This is a genomic window from Burkholderia sp. PU8-34, assembly GCF_053427725.1.
The window spans coordinates 164,250-179,950 of record NZ_JBSAXC010000002.1 but is presented as its reverse complement, the minus strand read 5'-3'; the positions used below and the strand labels follow the sequence as shown (position 1 = coordinate 179,950).

At 70.2% G+C, this 15,701-nt stretch carries 10 protein-coding genes; 5 read left to right on the top strand and 5 right to left on the bottom strand.

Features of this window, described 5'->3' with window-relative positions:
• Positions 1-61 precede the first annotated feature (61 nt).
• Positions 62-1,993, top strand: coding sequence for a phosphomethylpyrimidine synthase ThiC (gene thiC, locus ACV22Z_RS05520; RefSeq protein ID WP_448075317.1), 1,932 nt, complete (start codon positions 62-64; stop codon positions 1,991-1,993).
• Here the strand turns inward: thiC and ACV22Z_RS05515 are convergent.
• Positions 1,981-2,118: a hypothetical protein gene (locus ACV22Z_RS05515; protein ID WP_448075316.1), complete on the bottom strand. Its 138-nt coding sequence runs from the start codon at positions 2,116-2,118 to the stop codon at positions 1,981-1,983. The genes thiC and ACV22Z_RS05515 overlap by 13 nt on opposite strands.
• Positions 2,119-2,224: 106 nt before the next feature.
• Between ACV22Z_RS05515 and ACV22Z_RS05510 the strand changes: the two genes are divergently transcribed.
• From ACV22Z_RS05510 to ACV22Z_RS05495, 4 genes are all read left to right on the top strand, one after another.
• Positions 2,225-2,440, top strand: a complete 216-nt coding sequence (locus ACV22Z_RS05510; protein ID WP_448075315.1) for a glycine zipper 2TM domain-containing protein — start codon at positions 2,225-2,227, stop codon at positions 2,438-2,440.
• A 384-nt stretch (positions 2,441-2,824) separates the two neighbouring features.
• Positions 2,825-3,088 carry a hypothetical protein gene (locus ACV22Z_RS05505; RefSeq protein ID WP_448075314.1) on the top strand — a complete coding sequence of 88 codons (264 nt, stop codon included), beginning with the start codon at positions 2,825-2,827 and terminating at the stop codon, positions 3,086-3,088.
• Between the two features lie 182 nt (positions 3,089-3,270).
• Positions 3,271-4,197, top strand: coding sequence for a DMT family transporter (locus ACV22Z_RS05500; RefSeq protein WP_448075313.1), 927 nt, complete (start codon positions 3,271-3,273; stop codon positions 4,195-4,197).
• A gap of 337 nt (positions 4,198-4,534) precedes the next feature.
• Positions 4,535-5,815 carry an EAL domain-containing protein gene (locus ACV22Z_RS05495; RefSeq protein ID WP_448075312.1) on the top strand — a complete coding sequence of 427 codons (1,281 nt, stop codon included), beginning with the start codon at positions 4,535-4,537 and terminating at the stop codon, positions 5,813-5,815.
• Between the two features lie 33 nt (positions 5,816-5,848).
• Here ACV22Z_RS05495 and arfB read toward each other — a convergent pair whose 3' ends face one another.
• Genes arfB through recC form a run of 4 tightly spaced genes read right to left on the bottom strand, consistent with a single transcriptional unit; the run spans position 5,849 to position 15,601 of the window.
• Entirely contained in the window at positions 5,849-6,253 is a 405-nt protein-coding gene (gene arfB / locus ACV22Z_RS05490; RefSeq protein ID WP_448075311.1) for an alternative ribosome rescue aminoacyl-tRNA hydrolase ArfB, read from the bottom strand.
• Entirely contained in the window at positions 6,250-8,556 is a 2,307-nt protein-coding gene (locus ACV22Z_RS05485) for an AAA family ATPase (protein WP_448075310.1), read from the bottom strand. The genes arfB and ACV22Z_RS05485 overlap by 4 nt, the downstream gene beginning before the upstream one ends.
• Positions 8,553-12,266, bottom strand: a complete 3,714-nt coding sequence (gene recB, locus ACV22Z_RS05480; RefSeq protein WP_448075309.1) for an exodeoxyribonuclease V subunit beta — start codon at positions 12,264-12,266, stop codon at positions 8,553-8,555. The genes ACV22Z_RS05485 and recB overlap by 4 nt, the downstream gene beginning before the upstream one ends.
• Positions 12,263-15,601: an exodeoxyribonuclease V subunit gamma gene (recC, locus tag ACV22Z_RS05475; protein ID WP_448075308.1), complete on the bottom strand. Its 3,339-nt coding sequence runs from the start codon at positions 15,599-15,601 to the stop codon at positions 12,263-12,265. The genes recB and recC overlap by 4 nt, the downstream gene beginning before the upstream one ends.
• Positions 15,602-15,701: the final 100 nt, after the last annotated feature.

Genomic DNA, 15,701 nt, shown 5'->3' with positions numbered 1-15,701 from the left:
CATTCGCCATGGGACCCGAGTCATCGCCATAGCGCCGACTCGGGCCGATACAGGAGATTGCATGAACGCCAATCCGAAGTTTCTGTCCGCCGACGCCCACGTCGACGCCGCTGCCGTCGCACCTCTGCCGAATTCGCGCAAGATCTACGTGACGGGCTCGCAGCCCGACATCCGCGTGCCGATGCGCGAGATCACGCAGTCCGACACGCCGACCGGCTTCGGTGGCGAAAAGAATCCGCCGATCTACGTATACGACACGTCGGGCCCGTACACCGATCCGGACGCGAAGATCGACATCCGCGCGGGCCTGCCGGCGCTGCGCCAGCGCTGGATCGAAGCGCGCGGCGACACCGAGACGCTGTCGGGCCTCACGAGCGACTACGGCCGCGAGCGCGCAGCCGACCCGGCCACGGCCGACCTGCGCTTCCCGGGCCTGCACCGCCACCCGCGCCGTGCGCAGGCTGGCAAGAACGTCACGCAGATGCACTACGCGCGCCAGGGGATCATCACGCCGGAGATGGAATACATCGCGATCCGCGAGAACCAGCGCCGCGCCGAGTACCTCGAAAGCCTGAAGGCGAGCGGCCCGAACGGCGCGAAGCTCGCCGCGATGATGGGCCGCCAGCACGCGGGCCAGGCGTTCGGCGCCGCCGCGTTCGGCCCGAACGCGCTGACCGAGATCACGCCGGAATTCGTGCGCTCGGAAGTCGCATGCGGCCGCGCGATCATCCCCGCGAACATCAACCACCCGGAATCGGAGCCGATGATCATCGGCCGCAACTTCCTCGTGAAGATCAACGCGAACATCGGCAACTCGGCCGTCACGTCGTCGATCGGCGAGGAAGTCGACAAGATGACGTGGGCGATCCGCTGGGGCGGCGACACGGTGATGGACCTGTCGACCGGCAAGCACATCCATGAAACGCGCGAGTGGATCATCCGCAACAGCCCGGTGCCGATCGGCACGGTGCCGATCTACCAGGCGCTGGAAAAGGTCAACGGCAAGGCCGAGGACCTGACCTGGGAAATCTTCCGCGACACGCTGATCGAACAGGCCGAGCAAGGCGTCGACTACTTCACGATCCACGCGGGCGTGCGCCTGCAGTACGTGCCGCTCACCGCGAACCGGATGACGGGCATCGTGTCGCGCGGCGGCTCGATCATGGCAAAGTGGTGCCTCGCGCATCACAAGGAAAGCTTCCTGTACGAACACTTCGCAGAGATCTGCGAGATCATGAAGGCGTACGACGTGAGCTTCTCGCTCGGCGACGGGCTGCGCCCCGGCTCGATCTACGACGCGAACGACGAAGCGCAGCTCGGCGAGCTGAAGACGCTCGGCGAGCTCACGCAGATCGCGTGGAAGCATGACGTGCAGGTGATGATCGAAGGCCCCGGCCACGTGCCGATGCAGCTGATCAAGGAGAACATGGATCTCCAGCTCGACTGGTGCAAGGAAGCGCCGTTCTACACGCTCGGGCCGCTGACGACCGACATCGCACCGGGCTACGACCACATCACGTCGGGCATCGGCGCCGCGATGATCGGCTGGTTCGGCACTGCGATGCTGTGCTACGTGACGCCGAAGGAACACCTCGGCCTGCCGAACAAGGACGACGTGAAGGAAGGCATCATCACGTACAAGCTCGCCGCGCACGCCGCCGACCTGGCCAAGGGCCACCCGGGCGCGCAGGTGCGCGACAACGCGCTGTCGAAGGCGCGCTTCGAGTTCCGCTGGGAAGACCAGTTCAACCTCGGTCTCGATCCGGACAAGGCGCGCGAATTCCACGACGAGACGCTGCCGAAGGATTCCGCGAAGGTCGCGCACTTCTGCTCGATGTGCGGCCCGCACTTCTGCTCGATGAAGATCACGCAGGACGTGCGCGAATTTGCGGCGCAACAAGGCGTGTCCGAAACCGAGGCGCTGCAGAAGGGCATGGAGGTCAAGGCCGTCGAGTTCGTGAAGACCGGCGCCGAGATCTATCACCGCCAATAAGCGTCGCCGGCAATCAGCGCCGGATCGCTCCGCGATGCACGCAGCCCGCTTTCGAGCGGGCTTTTTTGTGCATGCCGCATGCCCGCCACCGTGCCGGGAAACAATTGATTACGTAAGTCGATCACTTTAACAAGTCCTTACAGCAGACCTCCAGTTCGGCGCGTACCTTGGGTTTGTGCGCGGGACCCATCCGACGCGCAACAACCTTTTATGACATCAAGGACAACGATCATGATTTCGATTCGGCGTATTGGGGCAAGCGCACTGATCGTCGCAACGATGGCGAGCCTGTCGGCGTGCGACTCAATGACCACGCGTCAGCGCGATACGGCAATCGGCGCGGGCGTAGGCGGCGTCGCCGGTGCGGCGATCGGCGGCAATGCGTTGTCGACCCTCGGCGGCGCGGCCGTCGGCGGCATCATCGGCAACCAGGTCGGCAAGCATTGACGGCCTGCCTCCCCCGGAGGCAGCGTGACACGACAGACGGCGCTATCCGCATTGCGGGTGCGCCGTTTTCGCTGCGGAGCGCACATGTCGTCCGGCGATCGATGCGTGCGGGTGGCGGTGATCGGCGCGGTCGCCGAAAGCTGCCCTTTGTGACCGGCGACCCCACATGGCGGACGGGATCGCCACCGCCGCTCCCGCAGCAGTTCTTGTAGCAGTTCTTGTAGCAGTTCTTGTAGCAGTTCTTGTAGCAGTTCTTGTAGCAGTTCCCGTAGCAGTTCCTGTAGCGGCTCCCGAAATGATCCGTTACCGTTTTGCACATCGTGTCACGGCCGCGCGGCGTAAGCTTAATCATAGGCTCACCGCCCACCTTGCCGGGGAGACATCATGAACAGAACATTCGTCGCCGCAGCCCTCGCATGCGCGACGCTTGCCGGCTGCTATTACCCGTACGGCTACTATCCGTCCGACTATTACGCGGCCGCCCCCGTCCCGGCGGCGCCGGCATACGTGGCGCCGGCCCCCGCCTATTACCCGGCCTATCCGGTCTATCCGGCACCCGGCTACTACGCGCCGGGCTGGGGCGGCTGGTGGGGTCCGTCGCTGTCGCTCAACTTCGGTTTCGGCGGGCGCGGCGGCCGTCGCCACTGATCGCCGCCCACTAGTCGCCGCCACTGTCGAACGGCGCTCCGCGGCGACATGCCAGCTGCCGCCGTCGTCGGCGACACGCGGTTCTACCGTTTCTTGTCGTTTCATCCGATCGTGAAACGTCGGCCGGGTAACGCGGTGTAAGATTCAGCGCATCCCCTCCCCAGCCTTCCGGCCCACGATCGATGTCACCGAAGAACGCTTCCCTGCTGACCGTGCTCGCTGCCCTGTGGGGCGCGTCGTTCCTGTTCATCCGGATCGGCGTCGCCGAGTTCGGCGTCGCGCCGCTGATGGCGCTGCGCGTCGGCATCGGCGCGCTGTTCCTGACCGGTCTCGCGCTCACCCGTTTCAAACCCGCCGAGCTCGGCACGCAACTGCGCCGTCATGCGTGGCCGCTGTTCGTCGTCGGCGTGCTCAATTCCGGCGCGCCGTTCTGCCTGTTCGCGTTCGCCGAGCTGACGCTGTCGGCCGGCGTGACGTCGGTGATCAACGCGACGACGCCACTGTGGGGCGCGCTCGTCGCGTACCTGTGGCTGAAGGACAAGCTGTCGCTGCCGCGCGCGCTCGGTCTCGTGATCGGCTTCGCGGGCGTGCTGACGCTCGTCTGGGACCAGATCGCGAGCGCAAGCGGCAACACGGGCGCCGGCGCAACCGCACTCGCCGCCGCAGCAGCGCTCGGCGCGACGCTGCTGTACGGCATCGCGGCCAACTACACGAAGCGCAAGCTGACCGGTGTCGACCCGCTCGTCAACGCGACCGGCAGCATGATCGGCTCGACCGTGCTGCTGCTGCCGTTCGCGATCGCGACGTGGCCCGCGGCGCCGATCAGCGCGCACGCATGGGGCTCGGTGCTCGGGCTCGGCATCGCGTGCACGGGGATTGCGTATTTCATCTTCTTCTACCTGATCGCTCACGTCGGGCCCGCGCGCGCGATCACCGTGACGTTCGTGATCCCGGTGTTCGGCCTGCTGTGGGGCGCGCTGTTCCTGAACGAGCACGTGTCGGCCGTGATGCTCGAAGGCTGCGCGATCGTGCTCGTCGGCACCGCGCTCGCGACTGGCGTGATCCGGCGAATTCCGGGCATGCGGCCGCGCGGCGGCGAAACGGCCTGACGGCGTCGGCGGAGGCCGCAGGCGTCGGCCTCGCGCGCCGCCCGCCTGTTCGTGAAACGGACGCGCCCGATTGGGCGCGTTTTTTGCGCGTTCTTGCGTCCAGGCGATGCCGATCCACGTTGACGCCGATGCGCGTCGAGCGGCGCGCCAGGCTGTACGCGGCTGGCGTCTGGAGTTACCCTGATACGCGATCCATCGGGATCTCGCTACACTCCAAACAATTATCCGCAGGAGGCGGTCAAGATGGGCCACGTTGTTCCGCGCCTGCGTGCGTGTGCGGCCGCCGCTGCGACGCACCGCGAAGCCACGTTGCCGTCCGTCTCCGAGCGCTGCTGACATGCCGCAGACACTCGACCTTTCACTCGAATCCCTGCTCGAACGCCTGACGCCCACGCCGGCCGGCTGGCTCGCCGACTATCGCGGCGTGACGCTGCGCAGCGTGTTCCAGCCCGTGCTGTCGATCACGCACAAGCGCGTCGTCGGCTACGAAGCGCTGTTGCGCGTGGTCGACGCGAACGGTCAGGCAATCTCGCCCGGCGCGCTGTTCGATCGCACGCGCGGCGAAGAGGAAGCGCTCCTGCTCGACCGGCTCGCCCGTTGCCTTCATACGGCCAATTTCGTCGCGCAAGGGATCGGCGATGGCTGGCTATTCCTGAACGTGATGCCTCGCGTGCTCGATTCGGGCCTCGTGCAACGCGAGTTCGTCGAGGCGCTGTGCCATCATTTCGCGCTGCCGCCGAACCGCATCGTGCTCGAGGTTGTCGAGCAGCCGTCGCGCGACGAAGCCGAGCTCGCCCGCACGATCGACATGATCCAGCATCGCGACTTCCTGATCGCGATCGACGATTTCGGCACCGGGTTCTCGAATTTCGACCGCGTGTGGCGTGCGCGGCCCGACATCGTGAAGCTCGATCATTCGCTCGTCGAACGCGCGACGTGGGCTGCCGAAGATCGCCGCATCATCCATCACCTCGTGTCGATGCTGCATCAGGCCGGCGCGATGGTCCTCGCCGAAGGCGTCGAGAGCGACGACGCGCTGCAAGCGTTGATGGAAGCGGATATCGATTTCGTGCAGGGTTTCCAGTTCGGTCAGCCCGATCCGTCGATCGCGCGCGCGAGCGCGGCGGTGCCGGCGATGCTCGACGCCGCGTGGGCGCGCTTCATCGCCCGCCACCCCGTACCGGCGAATGCCGCGCAACCGGGCTTTGACGCGATCGAACGGCTAGTGCTTGCGGGCGCGGCCGCGTTCGCGGTGAGCGGCAACCTGCAGGACGCCGCGCAGCGCGTGCTCGTCGTACCGTCCGCACGCCGCGTGTTCGTCACGGACGAAATCGGCGAACAATTCCTGCCGTCGATCGGCGCGCCGGCCCACAACCACAGCGCAGCCACCACGCGCCTCGCGCCGCTCTTTCCGGAAACGCACAGCAACTGGTCGCGCCGCCCGTATTTCCAGCGCGCGATCGCCGCACCCGGCCGCGTCGCGCTGATGGGGCCGCACTTTTCGCTGACGGAAGGCCGCGACTGCTACACGGCCGCCGTTGCCACCCGCGCAAACGACCGGCTCGTCGTGTTCTGCGTCGACTTCGTGCTCGACAGCGCGGGAACCGTGATGCGCTGATGCGCGCAAGTCGTCCGGCGCGACGCGCCGGCGTCAGTCGACGATCTTCCCGCGCCCGGATTTCACTGCGCTGCGGCGCGCCTTGTGCTCCAGCCGCCGCTCCTTAGATGCGCGGGTCGGCCGCGTCGCGACGCGTGCGCGCGGCGTGACGGCGACGCTGCGGATCAACGCGTCGAGCCGCGCCAGCGCGGCGTCGAGATTCTTCTCCTGGGTGCGATGTTCCTGCGACTTGATCACGACGATGCCCTCGCGCGTGATGCGCTGGTCCGACAGCGCAAGCAGCCGTTCCTTGAGCAATTCGGGCAGCGACGACGCACGGATGTCGAAACGCAGGTGAATCGCGCTCGACACCTTGTTGACGTTCTGCCCGCCCGCGCCCTGCGCGCGCACCGCGGTCCATTCGATTTCAGCCGGATCGAGCGTATAGCGGATCATCATCGCGACGCTTCCGCACGGCGCCGCGCCAGCGCCTCGTCGATCCGTGCGGACAGGCCCGAATCGCGCTGCGTGCGTGTCGCGACGGCCTGCGCGAGCACACGCCGTGCGCCGATCACCTGCACGCGCGTGCGCGCCCGCGTCACGGCCGTATACACCAGCTCGCGCGTCAGCACGCGGCCGAACGTCGCCGGCAGCACGAGTGCCGCCTCGTCGAATTCAGAGCCCTGCGATTTGTGGACGGTCAGCGCGAACGCGGTTTCGTGCGGCGGCAACGCTGCCGGCGACACCGCGCGCGCCGTGCCGTCCGCACGCTTGAACCACACGCGCAGCACGCCGTGCGCATCGGGCAGCGCGATGCCGATGTCGCCGTTGAAGAGCCCGAGCGCGTAATCGTTGCGCGTCACCATGATCGGCCGCCCGGTGAACCAGTGCGCGCCGACCGCCAGCGGCACGCGCGCGGCGCGTCTCACGTGCGACGCGACGAGCGCGTTCACGTGCTCGGCGCCGCGCGCCCCGCTGCGGGTTGCGCACAGGATCCGGAAACGGTTGAGCGCGTCGAACAGCGGCAGCGGATCGGGCTCGGTCTCGGCAAGCGCATCGCGCAACGCATCGAGATAGGCTGAGAAACGCCGCGCGAGACGTTCGACCGTCGGCGCGGCGAGCGTGTCGCCCGTGTCTTCGTGGAACGACGCGGCGGCCGCGTCGCTCGCCGGCAACGCGTCGAGCGCGTCCTGCACGTCGCCGCGGCGAATCGCCAGCGACAGGCGCCCGATCGGCGAATCGAGCCCGAAGCGGTAATTGCGCTCGAGCCACACCACGCAATCGGTAAGCGGGGCCGGCGCCGACGCTTCGACGGTCGCGGTCGCGTCGGTCGCGTCGGTCGCGTCGACCGCCGGCGCAATCGCCGCAGCCGCACGCTGCGCATCGCCGGCACCGAGCGGCGCAAGCGCGGCTGCATCGAGCCACGCGAGTTCGTCGGCCTCGATCCACGCAGGTGCCTCGCTGATCTCACGCACCTCACGCACGTCACGCACTTCACCCACCTCACCCATCTCGCCCGTCTTGTGCGCGATGTCGTCTGCGACGGCCGCCTCCGTCGATGGGTCGTCGTCGATCAGCAAGTCGAACAGCGACGCCTGCCGGTCATCCCCCTGCGCGGGCGCAGCCGGCTTCCGCGAGGCTTCCGCTGCAACCGATGTCGCTGCGGCCTCGGCACGGTCCGGCACCGGAAGCGCCGCAGCGAACGCCGCTTCGTCGATGCCGAGCGCCTGCGCGATGCGCGTGCGCGCGGCGGCGCTGAACGACGGCCGCGCGCTCAGCTCGGCGAATACGGCGCCGGCCTCGACCGCGGCAAGCTGGTCCTTGTCCCCGAGCAGCACGAGCCGCGCGCCCGGCGCGAGTGCATCGAGCAGGTGAGCGGCGAGCGCGACGTCGATCATCGACGCTTCGTCGACGACGATCAGGTCGTACGGCAGCGGGTTGTCGCGATGATGGCGGAAGCCTGCCGCGCCGCCGCCACCCAGCAGCCGATGCAGCGTATACGACGTGTCCGGCAGGCGCGCGGCGAGATCGGGCGGCAGGTCGCCCGCCCGCGCGTGCAGCGCTTCCTGCATCCGCTGCGCGGCCTTGCCGGTTGGCGCGGCGAGCGCGATGCGCAGGCCCGGATGCGCGTCGAGCAGGCACGCGAGCACGCCGACGACGGTCGTCGTCTTGCCGGTGCCGGGGCCGCCGCTGACGATCGTCACGCGGCCCGTCAGCGCGACGATCGCCGCGACGCGCTGCCAGTCCAGCTCGCCCGTCGCCGGCCCGAAGTAACGGGCAAGGCGTTCGCGCAGCGTGTCGGGCGCCAGCGCGTCGTCGGCAATGGCCTCGCCCGCCTGGGCGACCAGCGCATCGGCGAGCCGCCGTTCGTAGTCGAAATAGCGCGCGAGATAGAGGTGGCCGTGCCGGTCGACGATCAGCGGCCGCTCGTCGCCGCGTTCGAGCGTGCCGAACGCGACGACGCCGCTCGCGGCGAGCGCCGCACGCACGTCGGCGATCGGTTCTTCGTAACGCTGCGCGAGCGCGCCGAGCGACACGCAGACGTGCCCGCCCGCTGTCGCCCGGCTGGACGCGAACGCGGCCCGCGCAGCCCAGCGGGCGGCCACGGCCGGCGCGCCCCCGCGGCGCGCGAGTTCGCCGATCCGGCGCGCGAACCCTTCCGCGAGCGCAATGCCGAAGTCGGCCGGTTCAGGCAGGCGTGCGACGAGGCCGCCGGTATAACTGAGCGCATCGATGGCGAGCGTATCGTCACGCGGACTCATGCGCGGCCTCCTTCCATCATCCGGTCGAGCGCGTCGACGAGTTCGCGCGCGGGCCGCCGCGCATGGACGCCGGCCGGCGCGCCACCGCTGCGCCACGCGGGCCGCACGCCGCGAATGAACAGGTACAGATAGCCCGCGATGTGCGTGTCGTAGTCGTAATCGCGCAGCCGGCCGCGCAAGTAGCGATGCAGCGCGACCGTATAGAGCAGCGCCTGCAGGTGATACGCGTGATCGGCCATCGCCGCGTCGAGCGCGCGCGGGCCATAGGCATCCGGCGTAGTGCCGAGATGGTTCGATTTCCAGTCGACGATCCAGAACCGGCCGTCATGCTCGACGATCATGTCGATGAAACCCTTGATGAAACCGGCGAGCACGCCCGCCTCCAGTGCGACGTCCGGATAGCCGTGCGCGACCAGCAGCCGGCGCAGCGCGGCGAGGTCCAGCGACGGTGCCGGAAACAGGAAGCCCATTTCGTCGAGCCGCTTCGCCGGATCGAGTTCGGCGAGCCGCAAGCCGGGCACGAGTTCCGTGCGCACGACGTCGTCGACGAGCCGCGCCATCATCGCCGGCAGCCGCTCGCCGAGTTCGGGTTCGGCCTCGACCGGCCGATCGTGCAGTGCGCCGAGCGCCGCCGCATGCCACGACGACGGTTCGGAGAAATCGCTCAGCTCGAACAGGCGGTGCAGGCACTCGCCAGCCGCCGCGCCGCGCGGAAACACGAGGATGTCGTCGTCGGGCGGCACGGCCGCCGGCCACTCGGCGCCCGGATCGCCGTCGGGCGCGAACGCGGCGAGCGCATCGTGATCGGGCCGCAGTTCGTCGTCCGGCACGGCCGCGACGCCGGCCTCCTCGCGCGCCATTGACGCGGTCAGCGAGCTGAAGCTCGCCATTCGCCACGCATCGCGCAGCACGCGCGACGCATGACGCGCCGCCAGTGCCTGCGTCGCGTCGTGCCCGGCGGCGAGCCGCTCGCGGTGCGTCGGCACCGGCAACGGCCCGACGCTCACCGGGCCGCCCGCGAGCGCGCGCCACGCGTGGTCGAGCGCGGCATCGTCGGGCGGCTCGTCGAGCCACGCGTCGAATGCATGGCCGGCGCCGGCCACGAGCCAGTTGAGCACGCTGCGCCGCGATTCGCGCGTCGAGCGGGACGACAGGTACGGTCCCGCGACGAGATAGCACCGGTAGACCGCGCGCGTGAGCGCGACGTAGACGAGCCGCGCGCGCTCCGCCGCCTGCTCGCGCATCACCTGCCGCGCCGCATGCTCGGCCGCCTCGTCGTCGCAACCGTAGTGCAGCACCGCGTCGCCCGCGTCGTCGTGATACTCGCGCGCATCCGGCAAGCCGGACGCGGGCGGCTCGCGCAGCCCGCCATCGTTCAGGAACGGGCAGAACACGATCGCGTATTCGAGGCCCTTCGACTTGTGCACGGTGACGATCTGGACGAGGTTGCGATCCGATTCGAGGCGCAGCTGCGCGTCCTCGCCGCCGCCATCGAGACGCTGCGCGGCGAGCCAGCGCAGCGTCGGCGCAATGCCCGGCTGTGCGGATGCGCGCGCCTGCGTCAGCTCGGCCAGATGATTGACGTCCGTCACGCGGCGCTCGCCGTCGGCGCCCGCCATCAACCGCTCGGCAATCCGCAGCTCGCGCGCGAACGTGCGCCACATCACCGCGAACCCGCGTTCGCGCCACAGCAGGCGATACCGCGAAAAACGTTCGACCCAGCTCATCGCATCGGCGCCGTCGGCAGCAGCATCGACAAGCGCGCCGCGCGCGTCGCCGTCGCCCTGCTCCATCCGCCACAGTGCGCCGGCGTCGAGGCCGAACCAGTCGGACGCGAGCGCCGCACGCAGGCGCCGCAGGTCGCCCGGCGCGTCGATCGCCGCGAGCACACGTTCGAGCTGTTCGGCGTCGCCGGTCGAAAACACCGATGCCTGCGCAAGCTCGACGCTGCCGATGCCCCACGTTGCCAGCACCCGCTTCACGAGGCTGCCCTGCCGGTGCGTCTGCACGAGCACCGCGATATCGCCGGGCGACAGCGGCGTGTCGCCGAGCCGGACACGCCCGTCGCGCGCGCCGCGCATCAATCGCGCGATCTCGGCCGCACACGCGTGCGCGGCCTGCGATTGCGCATCGCGCTTGCTCCACATGTCATCGCCGCCCGGCAGCGTCCAGATCCGGAAGTCGCCCGGCTGGCCGCTATCGGTCTCGTCGGCAAGCGGCGCACGCACGCGCGTGCCCGCGCGCACCGGGTAATAGTCGAGCCCGTCGAGCACGAACGCGCGCGGGTTCGACAGGAAGAACCGGTTGCAGGCGTCGACGATCGCCGGTGTCGAACGCTGGTTGACCGCAAGCGTATAGCACGCGCTCGCCCGCGCGCGCGCCGCCAGATACGTGTGCAGATCGGCCGCGCGAAAGCTGTAGATCGCCTGCTTCGGATCGCCGACGAGGAACAGCGGCCCGCCGGGTGCGAAGATCCGGTCGAAGATCGCGAACTGCAACGGATCGGTGTCCTGGAACTCGTCGATCAGCGCGGCCGGGTAGCGCGCGCGCAGCGTGTCGGCCAGCCACGGGTGCGCGTGCAATGCATCGTGCAGGTTCGCGAGCAGATCGTCGAACGACACGACGCGCCGCGTGCGCTTGCGTTCAGCCAGCTCGCGCGGCGCGTCCTCGAGCCACGCGGCGATGAGCGCAAGCCAGCGAGCGCGCTGCACGGCCTCGGCTGCGGCGACCGCCGCGTCGAGCGCGTCCGCGACGTCGAAGAACGGATGCTCGGGCGTCGCGCCGCCCTTCTTGGTCGCCTTGACGAGCGCCGTGCGCGTGAGTTTCAGCGCGGCTTTCGGCAGCGCGGCGGCCGCGTCGGACTGCGCGAAATGCGCGGTCCACGCGGCGAGCGCATCGGCCACCGCATCCGGCTTGTGCGAGCGCTGGTTGAGCGCGGGCTGCGCGGCACGCAGCAACGCGTCGATCGCGTCGCGCTCGGCGGCCCACAGGCGGGCCGCCTCCGCGAAGCATTCGGCCGCCGCCGCTTCCGCCGACTCGTCGGGCTCCGTGACGCCGTCCCAGCGCAGCGCCGCGAGCGGTTTCTTCAGCCGGCGCGCGAGCTGCGCGTCGAGCGCGGCCGGCCCCGCGCCCGACTCGACGAGCCACGCGGCGAAGCCCGGCCAGCGCGCCGCCATCGGCTCGACGCGCGTGCGCCAGAAATCCGCCGCGAGCTCGAAGCGCAACGACGCATCGTCCGCCTCCATCTCGAACGCGAACGGCATCGCGGCCGCGAACGGCGCCTCCTGCAGCGCGCGCTGGCAGAACGCGTGGATCGTGTGGATCGCGGCCTGGTCGAACGCGCGCAGCGCGCGCCGGATCCGCTTCGCGGCCGTCTCGGGGTCGAGCACGCCGTCGTCGCCGAGCGTGGTGTCGACGAGGCGCGTGATGAACGGATCGCCGCCGTCGTCGCCCGTGTCGAGCGCGTGCGCGAGCTGCGCGAGGCGGCCGCGGATCCGCTCGTGCAGCTCCGCGGTCGCCGCCTTCGTGAAGGTCACGACGAGAATCTGGTCCGCGCCGAGATCCTTTTCGAGCAGCAGGCGCACGTATAGCGCACAGATGTTCCAGGTCTTGCCGGTACCCGCCGACGCCTCGATCTGGTTGACGCCGTCGAGCGGACAAGCGAATACGTCGAGTTCGAGCGCGTCGAGCGCTTGCGATGCGCCGCTCATGACGCCTCCTTCAGGTGTTCGACGAGCGGCTCGAACACGAGCCGTGCGAGCGTGCCGAACGGTTCGTCGAGCGACGGGTTCGCGCCGCGCCACGCGATCGCGAGCGCGGGATCGTCGGATTCGCCGACGACCCGGTCGTTGATCCAGACGCTCGCCGCCTTCGCCTCGCTATCGGTCACCCACGCCCACGCGCTGCGCGGGAAGAAGCGCAGCGGCATGCGCCGGCCCGCGCGAAACAGCGCGGCAAGCGGCGCGAGGCACGCGAGCGGCGCCGCGACGGGCGTCAGCTCGAACGCGCCGCCGCTGCCGAACCACAGCGTGCGGCGCGGCCCGTCCGGCACGACCGCGCAATAGACGAGATGCGCGAGCCACGCGGACAGATAGTCCCGTGCGCTCGGCCGCGCATAGCGGTAAATCACCTGGCCCGCGGCCGTCAGCCGGTTCAGCGTGCCGTGCAGCGCAAGCGGCGCGCTCACCGCGTCGCGCGACAGCGCTGCGTCGCCGGCGCCGAACAGCGCCTGCTCCGTATCGGGCCAGACCGGCACGACTTCGATCGAAAACGGCCGGCGCTCGGCGCCGTCGGCAAGCACCTGCCGCACGTTCGCCGCCAGTTGCGTCAGCGAACCGAGCGCCTGGTCGCGCCACACCGCACCGGTCGCGCCGCCCGGCAGTTCCGGGCTCGCGTCCGCGATGCGCAGCGCATGATCGTGCGCGGCCGCTGCGCCCGACTCGATCAGCAGCGGCAGCACGCGCTCGGCGAGCGCGTCGCTGCCCGCGAAATCGAGCGCGAACGGCTCGGTGTCCAGCAGTTCCGCCTGCGCGTCCGCGAGCACGATGCCGAGGCGTTCGCGCAGCAGCGCCCGCGCCGGGTGGCGCCAGAAGCGCTCGAAGTCGGCGAACGCGACCGGCTCGACGGGTTCGGCCGGCAACGGCTGCGCGAAGAATGCGGCCTCGCGCGCGCCGCCTTGCGACGGATCGGCAGCCAGCAGCGACGCAAGCGACGCCCGTTCCGCGTCATACGAAAAGAGCGGCCCGCCCGGCCGGAAATACGCGGCCGCGAACGGCTGCAGCGGATGCTCGACGATGAACGAGCGGCGGGCGGCATCGACGTCGGCCGGCGCCGCGTCGGGCCCGGCCGCGACGAGCGCGAGATGGTCGAGCAGCTCGTCGACGAGCGCGGCCGGCGGCAGCGGCGCGTTGTCGCGAATGCTGCGCCCCGTATACGCGATCAGCAGCCGGTCGCGCGCGCCGAGCAGCAGGTCGAGGAACAGGTTGCGCTCGTCGTCGCGCCGTTGCCGGTCGCCGAGCTTCGGCAGCACGGCCATCAGGTCGAACTCGTCCGCGCGCGCGAGGCTCGGCAGCACGCCGTCGTCCATGCCGAGCAGGCACACGACCCGGTACGGCAGCCCGCGCAGGCTCGTCAGCGACGAAAACGTCACGCCGCCCCACGGCACCCCGCCGCGGGCCGGGTCGTCGAGCGCGGCGGCAAGCCCCGCGCGCACGACGGCGGCGGGCAGCGCCTGCTCGGGCGCCCCCTCCTTCATCGCGGCCAGCATTGCATCGAGCGCGTCGCGCACGCCCGCGAGCGCATCGGCATGCGCGGCGCCGGAATCGAAGAAGCGCGCGAGCGTGTCGGCAAACAGTTCGCTCCACGCGTGCGGCGCATGCGGCTCCGCGAGGCGCCGCGCGAAGCCGTCGAGATCGTCGGTGAAGCGCGCGAGACGGCCGAGCAGTTCGGCCTCGCTGCCGGTGGCCGCCTCGATCGGCAGCCATGCGCCGACCGGCGCCGCGCCGTCTGGCATCGCGTAGCCGAGAAAGAGACGCGCGAGCGCATCCGAGAACGTATGGCGCGGCGACGGCACTGCCGCGTCGTCGCTCGTTTCCGGCGCGAGCCCGCGGCGCGCGCCGGCGGCCGCCAGCCAGGTCTGCACCGTTTCGAGCGCGGCCGCGTCGATCCCGTAGCGCGCGGCCACCGCATCGACGCGCAGCCATTCGATCAGCGCCGGCGCGCCGACCTGGCGCTCGGGCAGCGCGAGCCAGTCGAGCAGCACGCGCGCGACAGGGTTCGCCTGCGATGGCGGCAGGCCCGTGATCCGGTAAGGCACGCGCGCGCCGCCGGCGCCGGCCGTGCCGAACACCGCGTCGATCAGCGGCCCCGCCGCCGCGAGGTCGGCCACCGCGACGAGCACGTCGGAAGGCCGCAGGCTGTCGTCGGCATCGAACCACGCGAGCAGGCGGTCGTGCAGCACCTCGAGCTGGCGCGCGAGGCTGTGACAGATATGCACCTCGATCCCATGCTCCGCGGGCGGCTCGCCGAGATCCGCTTCGGGCTGCAGGTCGAGGATCGCGTTCTGGATTCGCGCGAGCCAGGTCGGCGCGGGATTGGCGACGTAGTACGACGCATCGCCCGATGCCGCGCTTTCGGTCAGCTCGTGCAGCATGTGGAGCTGCGCCTGCGTCTGGCGGCCCCATTCGGCGAGCAGCGGATGGCCGACTTCCTGGTAGTCGAGCCGCCCCGCCGCGTCGAGCGCCTCGGCGTGCGCGGCGGTCACGATGTCGAACCAGAATTCGCGGCACGGGTTGAGCGCGTAGATGCGCACGTCGATCCAGCGCGACAGCTCGCGCAGCAGCGCGACGTGCAGCGGCGGCATCGTCGGCAGCGCGAACACGCTGACCGATTCCGGCCAGTTGGCCCGCGCGATCGTATCGAGATCGAGATGGCGCGCTTCGCCGAGGAAGCGGTGCGCGGGCGGCGTGCCGCTGTCGCTCAGCTCCGCGAGCAGCGCGCGCCACAGCGCGGCCTGCCAGCGTTCGTCGTCGCACGCCGCATCGCCGATCCCGCGCGGCGCGCCGTCGCCCGCGAGCACCGATTCGCCCGCCTGCCATGCGGCGAGCCATTCGGGGCGATAGGTCAGGTAATGGTCGAGGACCGTCGCGACACGCTGCGCAAGTTCGTAACGCATCGCGTCGTCGGACGCGGACAGGTACGCGGCGAGCCGCGGCGACGCGAGCCACGGCGCATTGCCGGTGGCCTCCGACAGCAGCCGGTAGCAACGCCACACGAGGCGGTCCGGTGCGAACGGCGAACGCGCGGGCACCGTCAGCACGCGGCCGATCTGCGCCCACAGCCATTGCGCGAGATACGTGAACTCGACGTTCGCGCACACGCCGTGGCGCTCGGCGATGTCGAGCTCGAGACGGCGGCGCAGCGCCGCGCTCGGCACGATGATCTGCTGCGGCGCCCACGGCGCATTGCGGGCGGGAAAGGCCGACAGATCGTCGAGCAGCGCATCGGCGAGCGTTTCGTGACGGTTCGAATAGAAGAGATGGAGCATGAAGCAGACGTCGGAGCGTCGCGCCGGCCGGGCCGGGCGATCGGAAGCACCAAGGATAGCAAAGGGGCGGCGCGGTGCGTATCTGCTGAATGGCCAGGGT

Excerpts from the sequence above, each read along its gene's own strand:
- recC (WP_448075308.1), bottom strand. The coding sequence starts at position 15,601 with ATGCTCCATCTCTTCTATTCGAACCGTCACGAAACGCTCGCCGATGCG.
- ACV22Z_RS05495 (WP_448075312.1), top strand. The coding sequence starts at position 4,535 with ATGCCGCAGACACTCGACCTTTCACTCGAATCCCTGCTCGAACGCCTG.
- arfB (WP_448075311.1), bottom strand. The coding sequence starts at position 6,253 with ATGATGATCCGCTATACGCTCGATCCGGCTGAAATCGAATGGACCGCG.
- thiC (WP_448075317.1), top strand. The coding sequence starts at position 62 with ATGAACGCCAATCCGAAGTTTCTGTCCGCCGACGCCCACGTCGACGCC.
- ACV22Z_RS05485 (WP_448075310.1), bottom strand. The coding sequence starts at position 8,556 with ATGAGTCCGCGTGACGATACGCTCGCCATCGATGCGCTCAGTTATACC.
- ACV22Z_RS05510 (WP_448075315.1), top strand. The coding sequence starts at position 2,225 with ATGATTTCGATTCGGCGTATTGGGGCAAGCGCACTGATCGTCGCAACG.
- recB (WP_448075309.1), bottom strand. The coding sequence starts at position 12,266 with ATGAGCGGCGCATCGCAAGCGCTCGACGCGCTCGAACTCGACGTATTC.
- ACV22Z_RS05500 (WP_448075313.1), top strand. The coding sequence starts at position 3,271 with ATGTCACCGAAGAACGCTTCCCTGCTGACCGTGCTCGCTGCCCTGTGG.
- ACV22Z_RS05505 (WP_448075314.1), top strand. The coding sequence starts at position 2,825 with ATGAACAGAACATTCGTCGCCGCAGCCCTCGCATGCGCGACGCTTGCC.